Source organism: Streptomyces dryopteridis (assembly GCF_049606955.1).
Lineage (GTDB): Bacteria > Actinomycetota > Actinomycetes > Streptomycetales > Streptomycetaceae > Streptomyces.
The window spans coordinates 5,947,134-5,959,528 of sequence record NZ_CP187113.1 but is presented as its reverse complement, the minus strand read 5'-3'; the positions used below and the strand labels follow the sequence as shown (position 1 = coordinate 5,959,528).

Sequence of the window (12,395 nt, the reverse complement as noted above, 5' to 3'; positions counted from 1 at the left end):
CCCTCTTGCGGGGCGTACCCCCCATCGAGGAGACCTCGTGACGCACCTCCCCCCGCCGGACCCCGCCGGCGCCGCCCCCGTCCCCGCTCCCGGTCCCGCCGGTCCGCCCCGGCTGGTGTTGGCCGGGAACGTGATCGCCGATCTGGTGATCGAGGTGCCCGCCCTGCCCGAACGCGGCGGGGACGTGCTCGGGTCCCGGACCGAGCTGACGGCCGGCGGCGGGTTCAACACGCTGACCGCCGCGCGCCGGCTCGGGCTGCCGGGGCTGTACGCGGGCGGGCACGGCACCGGGCCGTACGGGGACCTGGTGCGGGCCGCGCTCGCCGACGCGGACCTGCCGGCCCTGTTGCCGGCGCGGACCGACGGGGACAGCGGGTTCTGCGTGGCGCTGGTGGACGACGGCGGTGAGCGGACCTTCGTGACGAGCCTGGGCGTGGACGCCCGGTTGACGCCGGCCGAGGCCGACCGGATCGCGGCGGCGCTGCGCCCGGGGGACCTCGTGCAGATCTCCGGGTACGGGCTGGTGATGCCGGTGAACGGGCCCTTCCTGGTGGAGCTGGTGCGGGGGGCGCCGGCGGGGGTGGTGGTGTGTCTGGATCCGGCGCCGCTGGTCGCGGACATCCCGGTGGACCGCTGGGAGGCCGTCCTGGCGCGTACCGACTGGTTGTCGTGCAACGCGCGGGAGGCCCGGTTGTCGACCGGGCTGACGGATCCGGGGGCGGCGGCGCGGGCGCTGCGGGAGCGGCTGCCGGCGGGGGCGGGGGTGGTGGTGCGCACGGGCGCGCAGGGGTGCGTGGTGGCGGCGCCGGGCGCGGGGGCGCCGGAGCACGTGCCCGGGTTCCCGGTGGTCGCGGTGGACGTGAACGGGGCGGGGGACACGCACGTGGGCGCGTTCCTGGCGCTGCTCGCGGCGGGGGCGCCGCCCGTCCTCGCGGCGCGCGGGGCGAACGCGGCGGCGGCGTGCGCGGTGACCCGTCGGGGGCCGGCCACGGGGCCGGGGACGGCGGAGCTGTTGGCGTTCCTGGCGGAGGACCCCGTCGCGGAGCCGCTGCGCGCGGCCCTGGCCGGTCTCGCGGGCGGGGGTTCGCCGGGCCGGTGAGCGCGGGGCGGGGCCGGTCGCCGGCGGAAATTCATCCGCGGAGGGGTTTCCTCCCCCCTGTCGGCGACGATGGGGAGGGAGAGGGCGTCGACGGATCCGGGCGGGGGCCCCGGGCCGGTCCTCTCGGTCACGGGATCCGTCGGCGACACTGGAAGCACTCCCGGGGGGCCGTGATCGGAGGCCGTCGTGAGCACACCTTCTCCCATTCGCATCGCCGCCGTGCTGTCAGCGGAGCACCGGGGCCGTCTCATGGCGCAGGCCCGGGAGGCGAATTTCCCGGAAGGGGCCCGGCTCTTCTCCGAGGGTTCGCGGGCGGAGGCGTTCTGGATCGTGCGGTCCGGGACGGTGAGCCTGGGCATACCGGCGCCGGGTCGGCGCTCGACCGTGATCGAGGACCTGGGTCCCGGGGAGCTGGTCGGCTGGTCCTGGTTGTTCCCGCCCTACGTGTGGCAGTGGGACGCGGAGGCGATGACCCCGGTGCGGACGTACGAGTTCGACGGGGCCGCGATCCGGATGCTGATGGACGCCGATCCGGCGTTCGGTTCGGCCGTGGGCCACTGGGTGGGACGGGTACTGGCGCACCGGTTGCACGAGACGCGGACCCGGCTGCTGGACCTGTACGCGCCCCGGCTGACGCGGCGCGAGGGCTGAGGCGCGGGTCGGCACGAACCCGGCGCCCGGGGCGCGCGGAAGGGTCGCGAGCGGCGCTCTTCGGCCGATTCCGGTTTCGGAGTGTGCGCTGGTCAGGGCGGGCGAGACGGAAGCCGCACGTGCTCACGCAGTCACGTGGGGTGACGGAAAAAGATGCGTGAACGGGCGTTCTTGTCCCCGGTGCGCCAGACTCCCGTCCGTTATCCGAACCCAACCCCTGAGGAGTGTTCGCAATGCGGTCCTTCCCTCGCGTCGCGGGGCGGGCTCTCGCCGCCGCCGTTCTCGCCCTCGGCCTCGCCGCCGCCGGTTCCGGAACGGCTCAGGCCGGCGCTCCCGGCCCGGCCGCGGATCCCGGACCCGCCGCCGCCGCGGCCACCCGCACCCTGTACGCCCCCTCCGCCCTGGTCCTGTCGGTCACCACGGGCGCGGAGCCCGCCGAGGGCACCGTGCTGCGCGCGGTCACCCTCGGCTGCGCCCCCCGACCCACCGGCACCCACCCCGACCCCGTCGCCGCCTGCGCCGAGCTGCGCGCCACCCAGGGGTCCTTCGAGGCGATCACCACCGGCCGGTCGGACCGCGCCTGCACCAAGGAGTGGGACCCGGTGACGGTCTCCGCCGTCGGCGTCTGGCAGGGCCGGCAGGTGGGCTACCACCACGTGTTCGCCAACGGCTGCGGCCTGCGCGGCGGCAGCGGCGTGCTCTTCGGGTTCTGACCGGGCCGCACCCCGGCCCCCGGACCCACCCGCCCCGATCGCCGGGTCGACCACGCCGACGGCCGACCCGGACCCACGTCGACGACGGGGCCCCGCGGCACCTCCCCGCCGCGCCGTCGACACCCGCCGAGGGCTCCCCGCCCCCGTCCCGCCGCACCGGCGGGACGGGGGCGATCACGTGCCCGGCCCCCGCGCCCGCCTCAGAGCCGCTCGACGCGCCCTCCGCCCGGACCGCCCGCGCCGCCCGGACCGCCCGGCCGGCGCTCCGCCCACCGCGCCAGATCCCGCCGCGCGCGGGTGAACCGGGCCCGGCCGCGCTCGCGCAACCGCCCCGCCACCGCGGCCAACACCCCCACCCCGGCCGGCCAGACCCCGGCCGCCGCCAGGTCCTCGTTGTCGTACACCCACCCCGAGACACCGAGCAGCGCCCCGATCATGATCAGCAACCCCGGCACGGCACACCCCCTGTCCACCGTCGGCCCGTCCGGTCGGCCGGTTCCCGGGCTCCTCCCCCATGCATACCCACCATGTCCGGTTCAGGCGCCGGCCGGCGGCCCGGGGACGGCGAGAGCGGCGCTCTCGGGGCCCGCCCGGAAAGCACTGGCGGGGCGGCGCGGCCCGTTCGTACCCTTGCCGACCATGAGCAGACCTCTTGTGGCCCTGTTGACCGGCGCGGGCGTCTCCACCGATTCGGGGATCCCCGACTACCGCGGTCCGGCCGGGCTGTGGCGCGCGGAGCCCGATGCCGAGAAGCTGGTGACGATCGGGCCCTACCTGGCCGATCCGGAGGTCCGCCGGCGCTCCTGGCTGATGCGGGCGGGGCTGGCCGCGGTCGCCCCGAAGCCGAACGCGGCGCATCGGGCGGTGGCCGATCTGGAGCGGGGCGGCACCCCGGTGCGGGTGATCACGCAGAACGTGGACGGGCTGCACCAGGCGGCCGGGCTGTCCCCGCGCAAGGTGCTGGAGCTGCACGGCAACGCGCAGGGGGTGCGCTGCGCGCGCTGTGCGGCGCGGAGCACGATGGCCGAGGCCCTGGAGCGGGTGGCGGCCGGGGAGCCCGACCCCTCGTGCCGGGAGTGCGGCGGGGTGTTGCGGCCGACCACGGTGATGTTCGGGGAGAACCTGGACCCGGTGGTGCTCGGGGACGCGACGGCCATCGCCAAGGCGGCCTCGGTGTTCGTGGCCGCCGGCAGCTCCCTCACCGTGCGACCGGCGGCCGCGCTGGTGGGGATCGCGGCGGAGCACGGGGCCCGGCTGATCATCGTGAACGCCGAGGAGACCCCCTACGACTCCCTCGCCGACACCGTGGTGCGCGAGCCGATCGGCACCGCCCTGCCGGCCCTGCTGCGCCGCGTCGCGGCGGGCTGAGCGGGGGCCGGGCAGGGTTGGGCCGCGAGGGCTCCCGGACGGGGCTCAGGCCCCCGGGGCGCCGGCGTGGACCGCGCGCAGGGCCGCCACGTCCAGTCGCACCATCTTGTACATCGCCTCGGTGGTCCGGGCGGCCTTGACCGGGTCGGGGTCGGAGATCAGCTCGATCACCTCGTCGGGCACGACCTGCCAGGACAGGCCGAACCGGTCCTTGAGCCAGCCGCAGGCCACGCCCTCGCCGCCGTCGGCGGTCAGGGCCTCCCAGTAGTGGTCGGCCTCGGCCTGGTCGGCGCAGTGCACCTGGAAGGAGACGGCCTCGGTGAAGGTGAACTGGGGGCCGCCGTTGAGGCCCACGAAGTTCTGGCCGTTGGCCGTGAACTCGACGACCATCACGGAGCCGGCCTGCTCGGGGTTGGCCTCGTTGTAGCGGGCCACGCGCCCGATCGAGCCGTCGGGGAAGACGCTCGTGTAGAAGGCCGCGGCCTCCTCGGCGCGTCCGTCGAACCACAGGCAGGTGGTGAAGGGCTTCGCGGTCATGGTGCTCGCCTCCGGGGTGTCGGTGTGCTCGTCACCCATGGAGACCGGTCCCGCGCCCGGAACTCATCGGTGGGCGCGGGACCTCGGTGGAGTTCACCCGTTCGGCGTGCGGAACGGGGGGGGGGGGACGGGAGGTCCCGGGTCCGGTCAGACCTCCAGTTCGGCTTCGATCTTCTTGAGCTGGTGGCGGGCCATGGCCAGGTTGGCGCGCTTGGCGTCCAGGGCCAGGTAGAGGAAGAGGCCCTGGGCGCCGCGGCCCTTCATCAGACGGATGAGGTGGTACTGGGTGCCGAGGGTGATGAGGATGTCCTCGATCTCGTCGTCGAGCTTGAGCAGCTCCATGGTGCGGACCTTGGCGCGGACCACGTCGGTGTTGCCGGCCGCCGCGACGTTGAGGTCGAGGTCCTTGCCGCCGCCGATGGTGCCGAGGGCCATGCCGCTGCTGTAGTCCACGAGGGCCGCGCCGAGGGCGCCCTCGATGACGGTGGTGGCTTCCTTGAGCGCGGTCTCCACATTGCTCACGGTGGTGCTTCCTTCCGGTTGCGGTTCGGGTGCTGCGTGCGGTGTGGTCTGGTCAGGCGGCGGGGCCGCGGTGCGGGAGGGCGTCCACGAGTTCGCCGATGCGCAGGCTGGAGCGCCTCGCCTCCAGGTGCAGCCGGCCCACGTTGGCGCGGGATTCGGCGAGCAGGGTCAGGACGACGGTGCGGCCGGCGGCGTAGGTGGCGACGTAGCCGTGTTCGCCGCGCACCAGGAGTTCGCGGAAGTCGCCCTGGCCGGTGGTGTCGGTGAGGCGCTGGGCCACGCCGAGGGCGGCGGCGGTGAGGGCGGCCACGGCCTCGGCCTCGCCGGCGGGGGTGTCCTGCCCGAGGACCATGCCGTCGACGCTGGCGGCGAGCACCCCGGTGAGCTGGGGGACACGGGCGCGCAGCCGGCGGAGTTCGGAGAGGATCTCGGCCTCCGCTTCGGCCGGAACGGTCGTGGTCGGTGTCACGTCGGTCTGCCTCCTTTCTGGCGGGGGCGGCTTCCGGTCGGAGCGCTGTCGGAGCGGCGGGAGCCTCACAGGCCGGCCTCCAGGGCGTCGCGTAACCGGCGCAGGAGGGCCACGTCCGGGGGCTGGGCCTCGGTGACCCAGGTGGGGAAGACCGGGGGCGGCGGGGCCGGCACGGGGTCGAAGGGGGTCTCGACGAGGCCGGCGGCCGCCAGTCGGCGCACCTCCAGCAGGGTGTCGAAGGCGGGGCGACCCAGCAGCCAGGCCAGGCCGGCGGGGGTGCGCACCCCGTCCGCGTGCCGCAGCAGACGCCGTTGGCGGGGGGTGACGGTCTGACCGGGGGCCGGCGGGCGGGGCACGACCGGGGCGGTGTCGAGGGCCGGGTAGGGCCAGACGGCGTCGAGGAGTTCGACGCGCCGTCGGGTCTCGCGCTCGACGGCCTCGGCTTCGAGGGGGCGGACGGCGCCCATCCAGTGGGTGACGCCGCGCCGGAAGCGGGAGGGGCCGGAGTTCGGCGAGAGGGCGAAGAACGCGGCGTCGTGGACGGCCGCGACGTGGGCTATCTCCAGTTCGCCGCCGGTCAGGCCGCCGCTGTCGACGAGGAAGCGGGCGACCCCGCGCCGGGCCCCGGCCCGGTCCACGGCCTCCCGCCAGCGTTCGGGGTCCAGGGCGCCACCGGTGGTGAGGAGCACGTCGAGGCCGGGGGTGGCGGGGCTCTCGGCGTGGACGATCTTCCCGTCCTCCAGGAACAGCGTGCCCCGGTCGCGCAGCAGGGCCCCCGTGGCGCGTTCGGCGGCGAGCCGGGTCAGCAGGGGGGACACGGCCGTGCCGGGGGCGGGCGCGTCGAGGGAGACGGTCATCTGAGCACCAGTCCTTCGGCGAGGTCTCGGAGTCTCATGCGGGCGAGGGCGAGGTTGCCCTCGGACCGGTCGAGCCAGAGGTGGAGGAAGACGCTGCTGTCGAAGCTCGTCTCGACGAAGCGGAGGACGTGATAGCCGGTGCGGGTGGTGAGGATGAGGTCCTCGACGGCGGGTCCCTCGTCGCCGCCGGGGCCGGCCGGGGGCACGGTGCCCAGCCGGGCGGGGCCCGGACCGGCGGGAGCGGGCGCGAAGGACTCGTACTCGGCGGCGGCGCGCGCCAGTTCGGCGGTCTCGGCGGCCGTGGTCTCGTGGTCCCCGACCGGGGACTCCCCCACCGTGCCAAGGGCCAGACCGCTGCTCCAGTCGACGAGCGCGGCACCGCGCGCGCCCGGCAGCGCCATGGCTTCGAGCAGACATTCGTCAATCCCCGGCACGCGGGCTCCCCTCCCGATCGCGTGTGTGCGACGCACCGTCGAACGGCGGCGGCAGAGAGGAACTTACTCACTTTCCACGAGCCGGAAGGCCGTTCTGGCATTTTCCGGTGGAACATGCGCCACGTACCTGACAGAGGTTGACCGAATGAGGTATGTACGCGTCCGGGTGCGACCGGAATGTCCCGCGAGGGCGGCGGAGGTCAGGGGGACAGGGAGAGATGTCCGGAGAGTCGGAAAGACCCCGCTTCCCGTTCCGCATAGCCCTCGTACGTGAGGGTGCGCAGGAGGTGGTACACGGTCGGCAAGGGAATACCCGTCACCCGCGAGAGCCGCTTGGCGGTCGCCGGGCCCTCCGCATGCAGGGCCTCCACGAGTCTCAGCGCGCGTTGGACGGAGCAGATCAGGGTGGGACGGGCGGCCTCGGAACCGCCGGCCGGAGGGCCCGCGGAATCCTGCCTCGGGAACTCCGGAGCGGTGCAGGGAATGCTCATGTCCGCTCCCTTTGCTCAGGACGGACGAGCCCAAACGCACGAAAAGGGGTGAACATCCTCCAAACCACCCGGTCGCCGCGATCGCCGCATAAGATCTGTGAATGCTCGATCCGCGCAAATTGCAGCTCCTCGTCGACGTCTCCCGCACCGGCACCATCGCCGGGGCCGCCGCGCGCGCCCGCTGCACCGCCTCGGCGGCCTCCCGACAGCTGGGCGTGCTGGAGGAACAGACCGAGCTGCGACTGTTGGAGCCCGCCGGGCGCGGGGTGCGGCTGACCGAGGCGGGCCGGCTGCTCGTGGCGCACGCGACCCCGATCCTGGGCGCGCTGGAGACGGCCGAGGCGGCCCTGCGCGCCCACCGGGAGCGGCTCGCCGATCAGGACCGGGCGCGGCGGCCCGCGGCGGCGCCGGCCGCGCCGATCGCGATCCCCGAGACGATCATCACCAGGTAGCCGAAGACCTCCGAGCCCTCGGGCACCAGGAAGCGCAGGAAGCCGAAGAGCCGGATCCAGGAGAACCACTCGTGGGCCAGGCCGCTCGCGCCGCCCACGATCAGGACGAAGGCGAGCACGCCGCAGACGCGGGCGAGGGGAGAGGCGGGGGCGGGTTTCGAGGTCATGGCCCGACCGTACGGGCGGCGCGTCCGGGCCCGCGACGGGCTTCGGTCCCGTGCGCGTCGACCGAGGTATCGCGCGCGGCAGGGCGGCGTCATCCTTTGGTATCGCGCGTGCCCGACGGCCCCCGTCCTGCCTCTCGGAGGGGCCGGTGACCTCGTAGATTGCGGTCCATGAGCCCGTCGTCCCCGGCCCTGTCCGCTCCCCCCTCCGCTCCCCCGCCCGGCCGCACCGGCCGGGACTGGGCGGCCGATCTGTCCCTGTTCGCGTTCGCGGTGCTCTTCGCCGCCGTGAGCGGCCCCGCGATCGAGCTGCCCGCCGACCTGTCCGCCGGATGGCGGGTGGCGGACCAGGTGGTGGGGGCGCTCGGGTGCGCGGCGGTGTTCCTGCGCCGCCGATACCCGGTGGTCCTCGCCACGGCGCTGCTGCTGACCGGGTCCGTGGCCCACTACCTGACCGGGCCGACGCTGGTCGCCGTGTTCACGGTGGCGGCGAGCCGGCCGTGGCGGGCCACCGCGTGGACGGCGGCGGTGGCCTTCGCGCCGCTGCCGGTCTTCCTGGCCCGGGTGCCCGGCATGTCCGAGGCCCGGGCGGGCGCGGCCGTCACGTACTTCGCGCTGCTGGCGGGCGCCTTCGGCTGGGGGCTGTTCCGGCGCTCCCGGACCCAGCTGATCGCCTCCTTGCGGGAGCGCGCGGAGCTCGCGGAGGCGGGCGCGGCCGCGTCGGCGGAACGGGCCCGGCTCGCGGTGCGCGAGGAGATCGCCCGCGAGATGCACGACGTGCTCGGGCACCGGTTGTCCCTGCTCGGCGTGCACGCGGGGGCCCTGGAATTCCATCCGGGGGCGGCCCCGGAGGAGGTGGCGCGGGCGGCCGGGGTGATCCGGGAGAACGCGCGGGCCGCGCTGACCGAGCTGCGCGAGGTGATCGGGGTGCTCCGCGAGGACGCGGGCGGGCCGGCCCCCGGCGGTGCCGGGGGCGAGGGGGACCGGCCGCAGCCCACCCTGGCCCGGTTGCCGCGGCTGGTGGCCCAGGCACGGGACGCCGGTGAGGACGTGGAGCTGACCGGTCCGCCCGTCGAGGCGCTCGGGGACCGGGCGCCGGGGGCGACGGTGGGACGGACGGCGTACCGGATCGCGCAGGAGTCGCTGACCAACGCCCGCCGGCACGCCCCGGGGGCCGCGGTGCGGGTGCGGGTCTCGGGGGCTCCGGGGGCCGGGCTGGTGGTGGAGGTGGCCTCGGCCGGTCCGGTCCCGGCGGCCGGGTCCGGACCGGACGCGGGCGGGGGATCCGGCGGGGGCCGCGGGCTGGTGGGGCTGGGCGAGCGGGTCCGGTTGGCGGGCGGCACCCTGACGGCCGGTCCGGACGGTGCCGGGTTCCTGGTCCGGGCCTGGCTACCCTGGGCCGAGGAGGCGGGCGCGGACGGCGCGGCACGGACGGGGGCGTGATGACGGAGACGGGGGCTGCGGGGCTCGGCGGGCGACGGATCCGGGTGCTGCTCGTGGACGACGACGCGCTGGTCCGGGCCGGTCTGCGGTTGATGCTGGGCGGGGCCCCGGACCTGCTGGTGGTCGGGGAGGCGGCGGACGGGGCCGAGGTGGCGGGCGCGGTGGCCGCGCACGCCCCGGACGTGGTGCTGATGGACGTGCGGATGCCGGGGGTGGACGGGATCGCGGCCACGACGGCGCTGCGGGCCCGGTCCGGGGCGCCGGAGGTGCTGGTGCTGACCACCTTCCACACCGACGCGCACGTGTGGGGCGCGCTGCGGGCGGGTGCGGCCGGGTTCCTGGTGAAGGACACCCCGCCGGCGGAGATCGTGGCCGCGATCCGGGCGGTGGTGGCCGGGGAGCCGGCGCTGTCGCCGGCCGTGACCCGGCGGTTGATGGAACGGGTCGCGGCGGGCACGGGGCCGGCGGACCGGGCGGCGCGGGCCCGGGCGCGCCTGGCGGAGCTGGGCGAACGGGAGCGGGAGGTGGCGCGGGCGGTGGGGCGCGGGTTGTCGAACGCGCAGATCGCGGCCGAGCTGCACTTGGCGGTGCCGACGGTGAAGACGCACGTGTCGCGGTTGTTGACCCGCTGGGGGCTGGGCAACCGGGTGCAGATCGCGCTGCTGGTGCACGACGCGGGGCTCTCCGATCCCGGGTGGTGATCAGGGTCCGGGGCGGGTCGCGTGGTCGGCGGCCGGTTCGGCGGAGGACAGCAGGTAGGGCACGTCGATGACGGCGACGCCGGGGGCGAACAGCAGGCGGGCCTTGAGCCGCAGGGCGTTCTGGTTGTGCAGGGGTTGTTCCCACCAGTTGCCGACGACGTACTCGGGGATGACCACGCTGAGCATGGCCGCCGGGTCCTCGGCGTGCAGTTCCTCGACGTGGGCGACGACCGGGGCGACCACCTCGCGGTAGGGCGAGTGCAGGACCTTGAGCGGGATCTCCACGCCGAGGTCGCCCCAGGCGGCGCGCAGGCGGCGGTCGTCCTCCTCGTCGGCGGCGACGGTGACGGCGGTGAGGGTGTCGGCGCGCAGGCCCTGGGCGAAGCCGAGGGCCTTGAGGGTGGGGGCGTGGACGGCCGCGACGAGGACGACCACGTGGTGGCGCGGGGGTTTGCGGGGCCGGGTGCCGGGGGTGACGGCGACCTCGCGGGCGACCTGGTCGTAGTGCCGGCGGACGCCCTTCATGCCGAGGAAGAGCACGGGCATGGCGATGACGACGAGCCAGGCGCCGTGGGTGAACTTGGTGATGAGGACGATGACGAGGACGAGGACGGTGAGGGTGGCGCCGACGGCGTTGATGGCCAGGGAGCGGTGCACCTGTCCCCGGGTGGTGTCGGGGGTGGAGGGGTCGGCGAGTTCCTTGCGCCAGTGCCGGACCATGCCCGCCTGGGAGAGGGTGAAGGAGACGAAGACGCCGATGATGTAGAGCTGGATGAGGCGGGTCAGTTCGGCGTCGAAGGCGACGATGAGGCCGATGGCGGCCAGGGCGAGCAGGACCACGCCGTTGGAGTACACGAGGCGATCGCCGCGGTTGTAGAGCTGGCGGGGGGCGTAGCGGTCCTTGGCGAGGATGGAGGCCAGCATCGGGAAGCCGTTGAAGGCGGTGTTGGCGGCGAGCACGAGGACGCCCGCGGTGACGGCCTGGAGCAGGTAGAAGAGCACGTGCCAGTCGCCGAAGGTGGCCCGGCCGATCTGGGCCAGGGCGGTGGAGGTGGCGGTGCCGGGGGGCAGGCCGAGTTCGGTGGGATCGGCGGCCACGTGCACCTTGTAGAGCATCGCCAGGACGGTGATTCCGCCGAACATGGTGACGGACAGCAGGCCCATCATGGCCAGGGTGGTGGCCGCGTTCCGGCTCTTGGGCTTGCGGAAGGCGGGCACGCCGTTGCTGATGGCCTCGACGCCGGTGAGGGCGGTGCAGCCGGAGGCGAAGGCGCGCAGGGCCAGCAGGACCAGGGCGAGGCCGGTGTAGGTGCCGGTCTCGACGATGGGGAGTTCGGCGGATTCGGCGCGGATGGTGTCGCCGGTGACCAGCCGGAACAGGGCGACGGCGAACATCACGTAGATCACGAGGACGAAGCCGTAGGTGGGGATCGCGAAGATCCGGCCGGATTCGCGGACCCCGCGCAGGTTGAGCAGGGTGAGGACGACGACGAAGCCCACCGAGAGCGCCACCATGTGGTCGTGCAGGGAGGGGATCGCCGAGGTGATGGCGGAGACCCCGGAGACCACGGAGACGGCGACGGTGAGCACGTAGTCGACGAGGAGGGCGCTGGCGGCGGTGAGGGCCGCGGTGGGTCCGAGGTTCTCGGAGCTGACCACGTACGCCCCGCCGCCGCCGGGGTAGGCGTGGCAGGTCTGCCGGTAGGAGGCGATGACGACGACCATCAGGAAGACGATGGCGGCGGCCGCGTACCAGGTGAGGTGCAGCAGGGCCACGCCGCCGAGGGCCAGGATAAGGAGGATCTCCTCGGTGGCGTAGGCCACCGAGGAGAGGGGGTCGCTGCAGAAGATGGGCAGCGCGAGACGTTTGGGGAGCAGGGTCTCGCCCAGGCGGGCGGTGTCCAGCGGTTCGCCGACGAGCACACGCTTGGGGTTGATGCGCCTCATTGGTCGATCGTCGCGGCGGGTGGGGCCGGCCCGCCCTTCGGGGCGGGCCGTTCGGGTGAGGGGACGGGGGTTTCAGTCGCGGTCGGCGGCCATGGCGGTGGCGGCGGCGCGGATCGCGTCGCGGATGGCGGGGTAGGTGCCGCAGCGGCAGATGTTGGCGATGGCGTCGAGGTCGGCGTCGGTGGGTTCGGCGGTGCGGCGCAGCAGGGCGACGGCGGCCATGATCTGGCCGGGTTGGCAGAAGCCGCACTGGGCGACGTCGGCGTCGAGCCATGCCTCCTGGACGGGGTGCAGCCGGTCGCCGTCGGCGAGGCCCTCGATGGTGGTGACCTCGCGCCCGGCGACCTCGGCGACGGGCACGACGCAGGGGCGGACGTCCCGGCCGTCGAGGTGGCTGGTGCATGCCTTGCAGACGTCGACCCCGCAGCCGTACTTGGGGCCGGTGATGCCGAGCAGGTCGCGCAGGACCCAGAGCAGGGGCAGGTCGGCGGGGGCGTCGACGGTGACCGGGCGGCCGTTGACGGTGAAGGAGTGGGTGGGCACGACG

At 75.0% G+C, this 12,395-nt stretch carries 16 protein-coding genes and 1 pseudogene; 7 read left to right on the top strand and 10 right to left on the bottom strand.

What is annotated here, in order from left to right; genetic code table 11:
- The first annotated feature begins 112 nt into the window (after positions 1 to 112).
- From ACN20G_RS25850 to ACN20G_RS25840, 3 genes are all read left to right on the top strand, one after another.
- Entirely contained in the window at positions 113 to 1,099 is a 987-nt protein-coding gene (locus ACN20G_RS25850) for a PfkB family carbohydrate kinase (RefSeq protein WP_424215682.1), read from the top strand.
- Positions 1,100 to 1,285: 186 nt separating this feature from the next.
- Positions 1,286 to 1,750: a Crp/Fnr family transcriptional regulator gene (locus tag ACN20G_RS25845; RefSeq protein ID WP_424215211.1), complete on the top strand. Its 465-nt coding sequence runs from the start codon at positions 1,286 to 1,288 to the stop codon at positions 1,748 to 1,750.
- A 233-nt stretch (positions 1,751 to 1,983) separates the two neighbouring features.
- Entirely contained in the window at positions 1,984 to 2,463 is a 480-nt protein-coding gene (locus tag ACN20G_RS25840; RefSeq protein ID WP_424215210.1) for a subtilase-type protease inhibitor, read from the top strand.
- Between the two features lie 200 nt (positions 2,464 to 2,663).
- On the opposite strand, the gene ACN20G_RS25835 is transcribed toward ACN20G_RS25840, so the two are convergent.
- Entirely contained in the window at positions 2,664 to 2,918 is a 255-nt protein-coding gene (locus ACN20G_RS25835) for a hypothetical protein (RefSeq protein WP_424215209.1), read from the bottom strand.
- 184 nt (positions 2,919 to 3,102) lie between these two features.
- Here ACN20G_RS25835 and ACN20G_RS25830 point away from each other — a divergent pair, with 184 nt between their 5' ends.
- Positions 3,103 to 3,831 (top strand): SIR2 family NAD-dependent protein deacylase, encoded by a 729-nt coding sequence (locus tag ACN20G_RS25830; RefSeq protein WP_424215208.1) that lies wholly within the window; start codon positions 3,103 to 3,105, stop codon positions 3,829 to 3,831.
- 45 nt (positions 3,832 to 3,876) lie between these two features.
- Here ACN20G_RS25830 and ACN20G_RS25825 read toward each other — a convergent pair whose 3' ends face one another.
- The 6 genes and pseudogenes from ACN20G_RS25825 to ACN20G_RS25800 form a co-directional block, all read right to left on the bottom strand.
- Positions 3,877 to 4,368: a VOC family protein gene (locus ACN20G_RS25825; RefSeq protein ID WP_424215681.1), complete on the bottom strand. Its 492-nt coding sequence runs from the start codon at positions 4,366 to 4,368 to the stop codon at positions 3,877 to 3,879.
- A gap of 147 nt (positions 4,369 to 4,515) precedes the next feature.
- Positions 4,516 to 4,890, bottom strand: a complete 375-nt coding sequence (locus ACN20G_RS25820) for a hypothetical protein (RefSeq protein ID WP_424215207.1) — start codon at positions 4,888 to 4,890, stop codon at positions 4,516 to 4,518.
- Positions 4,891 to 4,942: 52 nt separating this feature from the next.
- Positions 4,943 to 5,359, bottom strand: coding sequence for a roadblock/LC7 domain-containing protein (locus ACN20G_RS25815; RefSeq protein ID WP_424215206.1), 417 nt, complete (start codon positions 5,357 to 5,359; stop codon positions 4,943 to 4,945).
- A 65-nt stretch (positions 5,360 to 5,424) separates the two neighbouring features.
- The gene (locus ACN20G_RS25810) at positions 5,425 to 6,216 is read right to left on the bottom strand and encodes a transcriptional regulator (RefSeq protein ID WP_424215205.1); all 792 of its coding nucleotides are present in this window, start codon (positions 6,214 to 6,216) and stop codon (positions 5,425 to 5,427) included.
- Positions 6,213 to 6,650: a hypothetical protein gene (locus ACN20G_RS25805; RefSeq protein WP_424215204.1), complete on the bottom strand. Its 438-nt coding sequence runs from the start codon at positions 6,648 to 6,650 to the stop codon at positions 6,213 to 6,215. Before ACN20G_RS25805 ends, ACN20G_RS25810 begins: the two co-directional genes overlap by 4 nt.
- A gap of 233 nt (positions 6,651 to 6,883) precedes the next feature.
- Positions 6,884 to 7,141: pseudogene (locus tag ACN20G_RS25800) on the bottom strand (helix-turn-helix domain-containing protein); the annotation flags it as partial.
- A 101-nt stretch (positions 7,142 to 7,242) separates the two neighbouring features.
- Between ACN20G_RS25800 and ACN20G_RS25795 the strand changes: the two are divergent.
- Positions 7,243 to 7,593, top strand: a complete 351-nt coding sequence (locus ACN20G_RS25795) for a LysR family transcriptional regulator (protein ID WP_424215203.1) — start codon at positions 7,243 to 7,245, stop codon at positions 7,591 to 7,593.
- Here ACN20G_RS25795 and ACN20G_RS25790 read toward each other — a convergent pair.
- Positions 7,518 to 7,760 carry a hypothetical protein gene (locus ACN20G_RS25790; protein ID WP_424215202.1) on the bottom strand — a complete coding sequence of 81 codons (243 nt, stop codon included), beginning with the start codon at positions 7,758 to 7,760 and terminating at the stop codon, positions 7,518 to 7,520. The two genes, ACN20G_RS25795 and ACN20G_RS25790, sit on opposite strands and share 76 nt — an antisense overlap.
- A 168-nt stretch (positions 7,761 to 7,928) precedes the next feature.
- Between ACN20G_RS25790 and ACN20G_RS25785 the strand changes: the two genes are divergently transcribed.
- Both ACN20G_RS25785 and ACN20G_RS25780 read left to right on the top strand, forming a co-directional pair.
- Positions 7,929 to 9,200, top strand: a complete 1,272-nt coding sequence (locus tag ACN20G_RS25785) for a histidine kinase (protein WP_424215201.1) — start codon at positions 7,929 to 7,931, stop codon at positions 9,198 to 9,200.
- On the top strand, positions 9,200 to 9,901 hold the full coding sequence (locus ACN20G_RS25780) for a response regulator (RefSeq protein WP_424215680.1): 702 nt from the start codon (positions 9,200 to 9,202) through the stop codon (positions 9,899 to 9,901). The genes ACN20G_RS25785 and ACN20G_RS25780 overlap by 1 nt, the downstream gene beginning before the upstream one ends.
- Here the strand turns inward: ACN20G_RS25780 and ACN20G_RS25775 are convergent, their stop codons facing one another.
- Positions 9,902 to 11,848: an APC family permease gene (locus ACN20G_RS25775; RefSeq protein ID WP_424215200.1), complete on the bottom strand. Its 1,947-nt coding sequence runs from the start codon at positions 11,846 to 11,848 to the stop codon at positions 9,902 to 9,904. It abuts the gene before it with no gap.
- A 72-nt stretch (positions 11,849 to 11,920) separates the two neighbouring features.
- Entirely contained in the window at positions 11,921 to 12,391 is a 471-nt protein-coding gene (locus ACN20G_RS25770; protein ID WP_424215199.1) for a (2Fe-2S)-binding protein, read from the bottom strand.
- Positions 12,392 to 12,395: the final 4 nt, after the last annotated feature.

What these genes read in the sequence shown, in the direction of transcription:
- ACN20G_RS25840 (WP_424215210.1), top strand. Translation starts at nt 1,984, where the DNA reads ATGCGGTCCTTCCCTCGCGTCGCGGGGCGGGCTCTCGCCGCCGCCGTT.
- ACN20G_RS25830 (WP_424215208.1), top strand. Translation starts at nt 3,103, where the DNA reads ATGAGCAGACCTCTTGTGGCCCTGTTGACCGGCGCGGGCGTCTCCACC.
- ACN20G_RS25825 (WP_424215681.1), bottom strand. Translation starts at nt 4,368, where the DNA reads ATGACCGCGAAGCCCTTCACCACCTGCCTGTGGTTCGACGGACGCGCC.
- ACN20G_RS25810 (WP_424215205.1), bottom strand. Translation starts at nt 6,216, where the DNA reads ATGACCGTCTCCCTCGACGCGCCCGCCCCCGGCACGGCCGTGTCCCCC.
- ACN20G_RS25795 (WP_424215203.1), top strand. Translation starts at nt 7,243, where the DNA reads ATGCTCGATCCGCGCAAATTGCAGCTCCTCGTCGACGTCTCCCGCACC.
- ACN20G_RS25790 (WP_424215202.1), bottom strand. Translation starts at nt 7,760, where the DNA reads ATGACCTCGAAACCCGCCCCCGCCTCTCCCCTCGCCCGCGTCTGCGGC.
- ACN20G_RS25785 (WP_424215201.1), top strand. Translation starts at nt 7,929, where the DNA reads ATGAGCCCGTCGTCCCCGGCCCTGTCCGCTCCCCCCTCCGCTCCCCCG.
- ACN20G_RS25780 (WP_424215680.1), top strand. Translation starts at nt 9,200, where the DNA reads ATGACGGAGACGGGGGCTGCGGGGCTCGGCGGGCGACGGATCCGGGTG.
- ACN20G_RS25775 (WP_424215200.1), bottom strand. Translation starts at nt 11,848, where the DNA reads ATGAGGCGCATCAACCCCAAGCGTGTGCTCGTCGGCGAACCGCTGGAC.